The 7,648-nt window shown below is 74.0% G+C and carries 9 protein-coding genes; 2 read left to right on the top strand and 7 right to left on the bottom strand.

Annotated elements, in window-relative coordinates:
• On the bottom strand, positions 1-992 hold a 992-nt coding region (locus QK442_RS11435), incomplete at its 3' end, for a lytic polysaccharide monooxygenase (protein WP_282693768.1).
• Between the two features lie 311 nt (positions 993-1,303).
• Here QK442_RS11435 and QK442_RS11430 point away from each other — a divergent pair.
• Positions 1,304-1,753, top strand: coding sequence for a DUF6299 family protein (locus tag QK442_RS11430; RefSeq protein ID WP_282693767.1), 450 nt, complete (start codon positions 1,304-1,306; stop codon positions 1,751-1,753).
• 10 nt (positions 1,754-1,763) lie between these two features.
• On the opposite strand, the gene QK442_RS11425 is transcribed toward QK442_RS11430, so the two are convergent.
• Together QK442_RS11425 and QK442_RS11420 are read right to left on the bottom strand one after the other, a co-directional pair.
• Complete coding sequence (locus tag QK442_RS11425) at positions 1,764-2,246, bottom strand: DUF402 domain-containing protein (RefSeq protein ID WP_282693766.1); 483 nt, start codon at positions 2,244-2,246, stop codon at positions 1,764-1,766.
• Entirely contained in the window at positions 2,227-3,150 is a 924-nt protein-coding gene (locus tag QK442_RS11420) for a GNAT family N-acetyltransferase (RefSeq protein ID WP_282693765.1), read from the bottom strand. The genes QK442_RS11425 and QK442_RS11420 overlap by 20 nt, the downstream gene beginning before the upstream one ends.
• A 73-nt stretch (positions 3,151-3,223) precedes the next feature.
• Between QK442_RS11420 and QK442_RS11415 the strand changes: the two genes are divergently transcribed.
• Positions 3,224-3,601 carry a GntR family transcriptional regulator gene (locus tag QK442_RS11415; protein ID WP_282693764.1) on the top strand — a complete coding sequence of 126 codons (378 nt, stop codon included), beginning with the start codon at positions 3,224-3,226 and terminating at the stop codon, positions 3,599-3,601.
• A 47-nt stretch (positions 3,602-3,648) separates the two neighbouring features.
• Here the strand turns inward: QK442_RS11415 and QK442_RS11410 are convergent, their stop codons facing one another.
• The 4 genes from QK442_RS11410 to QK442_RS11395 are packed head-to-tail and all read right to left on the bottom strand — an operon-like array spanning position 3,649 to position 7,519.
• Positions 3,649-4,758, bottom strand: a complete 1,110-nt coding sequence (locus tag QK442_RS11410; protein ID WP_282693763.1) for a DUF5925 domain-containing protein — start codon at positions 4,756-4,758, stop codon at positions 3,649-3,651.
• A gap of 51 nt (positions 4,759-4,809) precedes the next feature.
• Positions 4,810-5,574, bottom strand: a complete 765-nt coding sequence (locus QK442_RS11405) for a polysaccharide deacetylase family protein (RefSeq protein ID WP_282693783.1) — start codon at positions 5,572-5,574, stop codon at positions 4,810-4,812.
• Between the two features lie 50 nt (positions 5,575-5,624).
• The gene (locus QK442_RS11400) at positions 5,625-6,686 is read right to left on the bottom strand and encodes a glycosyltransferase family 2 protein (RefSeq protein WP_282693762.1); all 1,062 of its coding nucleotides are present in this window, start codon (positions 6,684-6,686) and stop codon (positions 5,625-5,627) included.
• Positions 6,683-7,519, bottom strand: a complete 837-nt coding sequence (locus QK442_RS11395; protein ID WP_282693761.1) for a glycosyltransferase family 2 protein — start codon at positions 7,517-7,519, stop codon at positions 6,683-6,685. The genes QK442_RS11400 and QK442_RS11395 overlap by 4 nt, the downstream gene beginning before the upstream one ends.
• Between the last annotated feature and the right edge of the window lie 129 nt (positions 7,520-7,648).

Raw genomic sequence — 7,648 nt, 5'->3', positions numbered from 1 at the left:
CCCCGCCGTGTCCCCCGCGTCCGCCGCGCCGCCGTGAACAGCACCCCCGCGCCCACCGCGAACACGGCGGCACCACCCAGCACGAGATACGGAGTGGCACCGCCCCCGCCGGTCTCGGCGAGCTCCACCGACTCGCCGGCGGGGACGGGAGCGGGCGCACCGGACGCGGTGGCGGCGGGGGCGGGGGCGGGGGCGGAGGTGACGTCGGGGGAGGCCGCGGGGGCACCGACCTCCGTCGCCTCGGCCGTCGGCTCCGTCGCCGGCTCCTTGGTCGACTGCTTGGCCGGCGAGGCCGGCGAGGTCGGTGAAGCCGACGGGGGCGTCGAGACGGAGGCGGACGGAGCCGCACCACCGCCGCTCTCCCCGCCGAACACCACGTCGGAGCAGGTGTAGAACGCCTCGGGGGAGTCGGACCGCTGCCAGATCGAGTAGACGAGGTGGCGGCCCGACTTCTCCGGCACGGTCCCCTCGAAGACGTAGTCGCCGTCCCGCATCCCCGGGTCGGTCACCGTCAGGAACGGCCGCTCCTCCAGGTCCGACCAGGCCAGCGGCTTCGACGGGTCGTACCCGTCCTTCGTCACGTACAGCGCGAACGTCCCCTTGTGGGGCGCCGTGCCCTTGTACCGGAAGGTGCGCGGCCCGGCCGTCAGCTTCGTCGCGGGCCAGTCCGCACGGGCCAGGTCGAGGCCGCGGTACGTGTCGTTCCCCGCGCTGCACAGCTTCCCGTCCGGGATCAACTCCCGGTGCCGCCCGGCCGCGTCCCCGATGTTCACCCCGTTCCAGTCGTAGAAGGCCTGCGTCCCGCTCGCGGCCACCGCCGCCCGGCACGCCGCCGACGAAGGCGACTCGGGCCCCTCCGCGTAACAGGCCGCGACCCGGCTCACCGGATCGGTCATCGACCCGTGCGCGGAGGCGGGGGCCGCGCCGGCGAACCCGGCGAGGGCGACCGCCGCGGAGACGGTGAGGACGGCGGTCGTACGGCGAGGGCTCATGAGGGGAACGCTCCTGTGCGCGAGGACGGGACGGGGGAACGCCCGCACGCTAGCCGCCGGAATCCGTGAGAAAGCCCTGGAAGAACGGGATACGACGATCCTTAGGACCGCTTTAAGGCCGGAGTAAGCGTCTCCTCAGGAACGGCCGCCCCGGAGCCGTGCGAAGGCCCGGACGGCCAGGGCGTAGGACGGTACGACGATAGGGGTACGCATCGGCCAACGCGCCGATGATGGAGTGAGTTTCGGAGAAGGAGCGGCCGGATCCGGTATCCCTGGCGGGCGAAGCCTCCCCCCACCCCGAAAGGCCCCCCATGCGCGTCCGACTCGCCCTCGCCGCCACCACGCTCCTCGCCGCGGCCGCCGCCCCCCTCGCCCACGCGGGAGGGACGGACGGCCTCGCGGCCGACCCGGCCGCACGGCTCGCGGACTTCGTCACGGTCGACCCGGCCGGCCTCCTCGGCGCCGACGGCAAGGTCACCCTCTCCGGCACCTACCGCTGCCTCGACGACAGCGCGGGCCCGGTCTTCGTCAGCTCCACCCTCCGCCAGCAGGACCGGTCCGCCGGGATCGGCGGCACCCGGGCCGTCTGCGACGGGCTGCTCCGCACCTGGACCAACGCCTCCGTGGTGAAGGACCCCGTCTACCAGCCCGGCGAGGCCCGGGTCGAGGCCACCCTCATGCAGCTCACGCCCGAGGGCCCCATGGGCCTGCCCACCCCCGGCTTCCTCGCCGTGGAGGACCACGACGTCGTCCTCGGCTGACCACTGAGGCCTACCCGCCGAGCAGCGCCACCAGCCCCCGCCGGCCCAGCCGTTCCAGCTCGTCGAGGGCGGTCACGGCCTGCTCGGCGGCCTCCGGGTCGGCGACGGTCAGACCGCTCGCGGCGAACTCGTCCTCGTCGAGCCGGAGCACCTCGCTGCCGTCCGCCGACACCCACAGGTCCAGGTCCAGGTCCTCGACCGTCACCCCGGTCGGCCCGATCTCGGCCGGTCGGGTGACGTCGCAGTACCAGCCCTTCAGGCCGCCCTCCGCCGACCGCACCTCCTTGACGGTGAACCAGCGGTCGGTCCAGTAGTGCTCGACGAAGACGTCACCGGGCTCGAAGCGCACGAAACCGAAGTCCCGCACCCCCTCCGCCGCCCACGGCGCCCGCACCGAGAGCCGGGTCCCCGTCTCCGTCACCACCTCGGCGGGATAGCGGATCTTCAGCCGGCCCGCCTTCCACAGCGCCACCTCAACCGAGCGTCCGGACATACCGCACCTCGGTCGCGTCGATCGTGTACCCGAACCACTCGTTGATCGCCAGCATCGGCCCGTTCCCCGCGTCGTTCCCGGTGAACGCCTCCGTGCAGCCCGCCGCCCGCGCCCGGTGCAGCGAGTCGTTCTTCACCAGCTTCGCCAGGCCCCGGCCGCGGAAGCCGGGGGCCGTACCCGTCATGCCCGAGCCGTACCGGCCCAGCCCGTCGGTCAGGGCCGCCGTGAAGGCGGCCGGCACCCCGTCCACCACCGCGACCGTCGACAGCTCCCGGTCCAGCAGCGGGTTGCCCCAGGTGGAGTCCAGCCAGTACGCGTAGTCGTCGAAGACGGTGGGGACGTCACCCGGCTCGTCGGCGGTGGTCGCCGCGTCCAGCTCGAACATCGGCCGCGGATCGTCCGTGAAGTCCGCCGCCGTCCGCAGCTCCACCCCCGGCGGGAGCGCCTGGAGGGGCGGCAGTTCGGCCGAGGTCAGGTCCAGCCGCAGGAAGCACGCCTCGCGGCTCGGCGCGTATCCGTGCCGCTCGGCGAAGGCCCGGTTCCCCGGGGCGTCGAGCACCCAGCTGTAGAGCGTGGTCGCGCCCCGCTCCGCCAGGTGCTCCTCGGCGGACCGCAGCAGCAGCCCGCCCGCCCCCAGGCCCCGGTGCCCGGGGTGCACGAACACGTTGACCGTGCCGATCCCCGGCTCCGGCGACTCGTGGGCGAGGGAGACCTCGGCCGTGCCGACGATCCCGCCGTCCTCCGTCTCGGCGACCAGCGGCCGGGAGTGGGCCCCGGGGTGGGCGTGCGCCCAGGCGAAGGCAGTCTGCTCGGCGGTGGCCAGCATGTAGGGAAGGGCCGCGCGCCGGACGCGGGCGAAACCCCCGGCGTCCTCGGGCCGTACGTCACGGACGATGACAGTCATGGGCCTGCACGGTACGGCCGGTGCCGCACCGCCGCCTCCCATTTTCCGGCGGGGTGGGGGCAGAATCGGCGGGGTGACACTGACAATCGTCGTGGACCACCAGTCCACCACCGCCCCCTACGAACAGCTGCGCGCCCAGATCTCGGAGCGGGCCCGGTCGGGCAGACTCCCGGTCGGCTACAAGCTGCCGACGGTCCGGGGACTCGCGGAGCAGCTGGGGCTCGCCGCGAACACGGTCGCCAAGGCGTACAAGGCCCTGGAGGCCGACGGGGTCATCGAGACCCGGGGCCGGCACGGCACCTTCGTCGCGGCGGCCGGCGACGCCGCCAGCCGCAGGGCCGCCTCCGCCGCCGCGCAGTACGCGGAGGAGGCGTACCGCCTGGGCCTCACCCGGGACGAGGCCGAGGCCGCCGTACGGGACGCGCTGAGGGCCGCGTACGACTCCGAGTGACCGGAAGGAAAGGTCCGCCGGGGGTACGGCCCCGGCGGACCGCCCGCTCAGAGATAGAGCCCGGGGGCGGGGGTGCGCTGCTCGGGGAGCTCGGCGGGGGAGGCGCCGCGCCGCAGCGCGAACAGCTCCGCCAGCGTGGCGCCCTCGGCCGGCACCCCGTCCTCGCGGCCCAGCCACGCCACCGACTCGGCCCGGGTGAGCGGCCCGACCTCGATCCGGGCCAGGCAGCGTCCGGGCCGGACGATCGCCGGGTGCAGCCGCTCCACGTCCTCGTTGGTGGTGAGCCCCACCAGCACGTTGCGGCCCTGGCCGAGCAGACCGTCCGTCAGGTTGAGCAGCCGGGACAGCGCCTGCCCGGTGGCCTCCTTGGCCCCGCCCCGGATCAGCTCGTCGCAGTCCTCCAGGAGCAGCAGCCGCCACCGCTCCTTCTCGGTGCCGTCGTCCTCCCCGATGGCGATGTCCATCAGATAGCCGATGTCGTTGAAGAGCCGCTCGGGGTCGAGCACGCAGTCCACCTGGCACCAGTCCTGCCAGGACCGGGCGAGGGTGCGCAGCGCGGAGGTCTTCCCGGTGCCGGGCGGGCCGTGCAGCAGCAGGAGCCGCCCGGTGACGTCCTCGGGCGTCAGCTTCATCAGCCGGTCCATCGACTCGGCGACCGGCGCCGTGTAGTTGGGGCGGGCACCCTCCCAGGTGTCCGCACTGATCCGGCGGGTCATCCGGCGCGGGCCGCGCTGCGGCGCCAGGTACCAGAAGCCCATCGTGACGTCCTCGGGCTCCGGTTCGGGCTCGTCCTTGGCGCCGTCCGTCGCCTCGGCGAGGATCCGCGCGGCCAGCTCCGGGTCGGTCGCCGTCACCGTGACGTCGGCTCGGTGCTTCCACCGGGAGGCGAGGATCGTCCACCCCTCGCCCGCGGCCAGCACGGAGCTGCGGTCCTCGTCCTTGGCCCCCCACAGCACCCGGGCGCCCGGCGGCAGCAGGGTCGCGTCGGGCCTGACCCGGTCCAGGGTGGCGCCGTGCGCGTGCGGCTGCTCCCCGGTCGTGAACCGGTCGAGGAGGAGCGCGTCCATGACGTCGGCCGGTGAGTCGCTGTCGTCGAGGCCGACCGCGAACGGCAGCGCCTCGCGCGGCCCGGACGGTACGGAGGGAGTCTCTGGCATGCCGCCATGATCCGCCAACCGCCCGGACGGCGCACGGGGTTTTGGCGCCCCTCAGATCCAGTGGCCGCGCACCGCTCCCCGGGCCCGGCGGGCCAGCGCGTACCCCTTCGTCAGGACGCGGTCGGCGGCGAAGTTCCGGCCGATCGCCCGGCCCTCGACGAGGCGGGAGAACTCCTCGATCGTGGTGGAGCGGCGGACGGTGACCCGTTCCAGGGCGTACGGCCCCTGGCGGTGGCGGGCGAGCGCGTTGCCGACCGCGAGGGCCTGCGCGAAGCCGGCCTCCCGGACGGCGGCGCGCACCCGCCGGCTGGAGTAGCCGTACGGGTAGGCGAAGGAGACCGGCGCGCCGCCGAGCTCCTCGCCGACGAGCTCCCGGCAGCGCAGCGCCTCGAACCGCAGCCGCCGCGCGTCGAGCTGGTCCATCTGCGGGTGGCTGTGGCTGTGCCCGCCGATCTCGGTGCCGGCGGCGGCCAGTTCGCGGACCTGCTCCCAGGAGAGCATGGTGTCGAGGGCGCCGCCGGTGGTGTGCCGGCCGGGCAGCCAGCCGCTGGTGACGAAGACGGTGCTCGCGAAGGAGTGCTTCGCCAGCACCGGCAGGGCGTACCGGTGCACGCCCTCGTACCCGTCGTCGAAGGTGACGAGCACCGGCCGTTCGGGCAGCTCCCCGCCGGTCCGCCAGGCGGCGGCGAGCGCGGCGGTGGTGAGCGGGGTGAGGCCCCGCGCGGCCACCAGGTCCATCTGGGCGGCGAAGGCCTCGGGCGTCACGGAGAGCCCGAGCGTCGCGGGCGCCGGATCGGGGGCGACCGCGTGGTACATGAGGATCGGTACGGGAGCGGGTACGGGCTCCGCTCCCTCCGGGGTGCCGTTCACGCGAGCGCCTCCTTCGCCGCCGGGTCCCGGCCCTCCCGGGGTGCGCCCGCCGGGGTGATCGGGCCCCAGGAGAAGGCGGGGGAGCGGCCGCGGCGGGCGCGGAGGGTGCCGAGGGCGTAGCCGCCGGCGGCGAGCGCCACGCCCGTGACGATCGCCCCGGCGCGGCCCGCGCCGCCCGCCCGGCCGAGGAGGGCGTCCCGCGTCCCGCGCAGCACGCCGGCGGGCAGCACCCGGGTGGTGTAGCGCCGTTCGGACTCCAGGCCCTTGCCCGCGCCGACGCTCTGGGCGACGAGGGCCTTGGACAGGCCCTCGGCGTAGACGCGGGTGCGGAAGTAGGCGAAGCGCTCGCGGGCGGCGGGCACCTTGTGGTGGATGACGGCCCGGTCGTCGATGAGCAGGACCGCGCCCGGCACGGCGTTCGCCAGCCGGATGCACAGCTCGGTCTCCTCGCAGCCGAGCGGCCGGCGGTCGCCGTCCCTGCCGATGCCGGTGGCGAAGCCGCCCGCCGCGTCGAAGGCGGAGCGCCGGAAGGAGGCGTTGCCGCCGAGCACGTTGCGGACCCGTACCCGGCCGGGGGGCAGCCCCCGGTACGTACAGCCGACGACCCAGTCGAACTCCTCGGGGAACCAGACGGGCCGGCGGCCGGAGGCCCAGGCGGGCAGGGTGCGTCCGCCGACGGCGACGACCGCCGGGTCCGCGTAGCCGGCGGCGAAGTGGTGGAGCCAGTCGCGCTCGGCCACGGCGTCGTCGTCGAGGAAGGCGACGAACTCGCCGCGGGCGGCGGCGATCCCGGTGTTGCGGCCGGAGGAGAGGCCGCGGGGGCCCGCGTTGGCGAGCACCCGCACCTCCTCGCCGTCCGGTCCGGCCGTGCTTCCCGCGTACTCCTCGGTGAGCCGGTGCAGCAGCCGCTCGTTGTGGTCGACGACGAGCAGGGTCTCCAGCGGCGGCAGCGACTGCTTCCGGACGGAGTCGACGGCGGCGAGGATGTCCCCCCACCGCTCCTCCGTGTAGACGCAGATCACCACCGAGAAGCGGGGCGGGGTCGGGCGGTCGTTCAAGAGACCTCTCCCCGGGGGACGTTGACCGAGAGCGCGGCGGGCCGGCGGAGTGGCCGGGCGGACTTCGGGACGCGCTTCTCCCTGAGGATCACCTTGAGCACCCGGATGCCGTCGCGCACGGCGTTGAGGTTGCTGACGCCGTGGATGCGCAGGTACTCGTGGCTGGGGACCTCCTGCACCTTGAGGCCGGCCTTGACGACCCGGATGTTGATGAGGGTCTCGATCTCGAAGCCGGTGCAGTCGAGGGTGATCTTGTCGAGGCAGTGCCGCCAGAAGGCGTTGTAGCCGTAGCAGAGGTCGGTGTAGCGGGCGCCGAACTTCCGGTTGACGAGCGCGCACAGGGCCCAGTTGCCGAGGCGGCGGATACCGGTCATGTCGTCGGTGCCGCCGCCGTTGGCGAAGCGCGAGCCCTTGGCGAAGTCGGCGCCGCCGACGAGGGCGGAGACGTAGGAGACGATCTCCTGGCCGTCGGCCGAGCCGTCGGCGTCGACCATGACGATGATGTCGCCGGTGCAGGCGGCGAAGCCGCTGATCAGGGCGTCGCCCTTGCCCTTTCCGACCTGCTTGACGACCTTGACGCCGGGCCACAGCCGACGGGCCACCTCGACGGTGTCGTCCGTCGAATTTCCGTCGACGAGAACGACTTCGTGAATCCATTCCGGCAGAGTCTTGAACACGTACGGAAGATTTTCCGCTTCATTCATCGCGGGAATGACGACACTCACCGGGGGAGTGATCGCCAGATGCGATGTGATGGCACGGTACTGGGCCGCTATTCGACTCGGCTCGGTCAATTCATGGCCCGTGGCGGGCGGGCGCAGGAACGAGCTCATGGGTCGGTTTCCCTCTCGTCCGGTGGGCCGCCCAGGGACGGGCGGCCCGGTCCTGTGTCCGGTGCGAAAGGGGGGTTCTCGTCGACCCCGCACGGAAGCGATCTCCTTGCGGGAACGGCGAGTTGGCAT

The organism is Streptomyces sp. CC208A (assembly GCF_030010625.1).
GTDB lineage: Bacteria > Actinomycetota > Actinomycetes > Streptomycetales > Streptomycetaceae > Streptomyces.
Note: the sequence above shows the minus strand (reverse complement) of the source record. Positions and strands in the feature narration are given on the sequence as shown.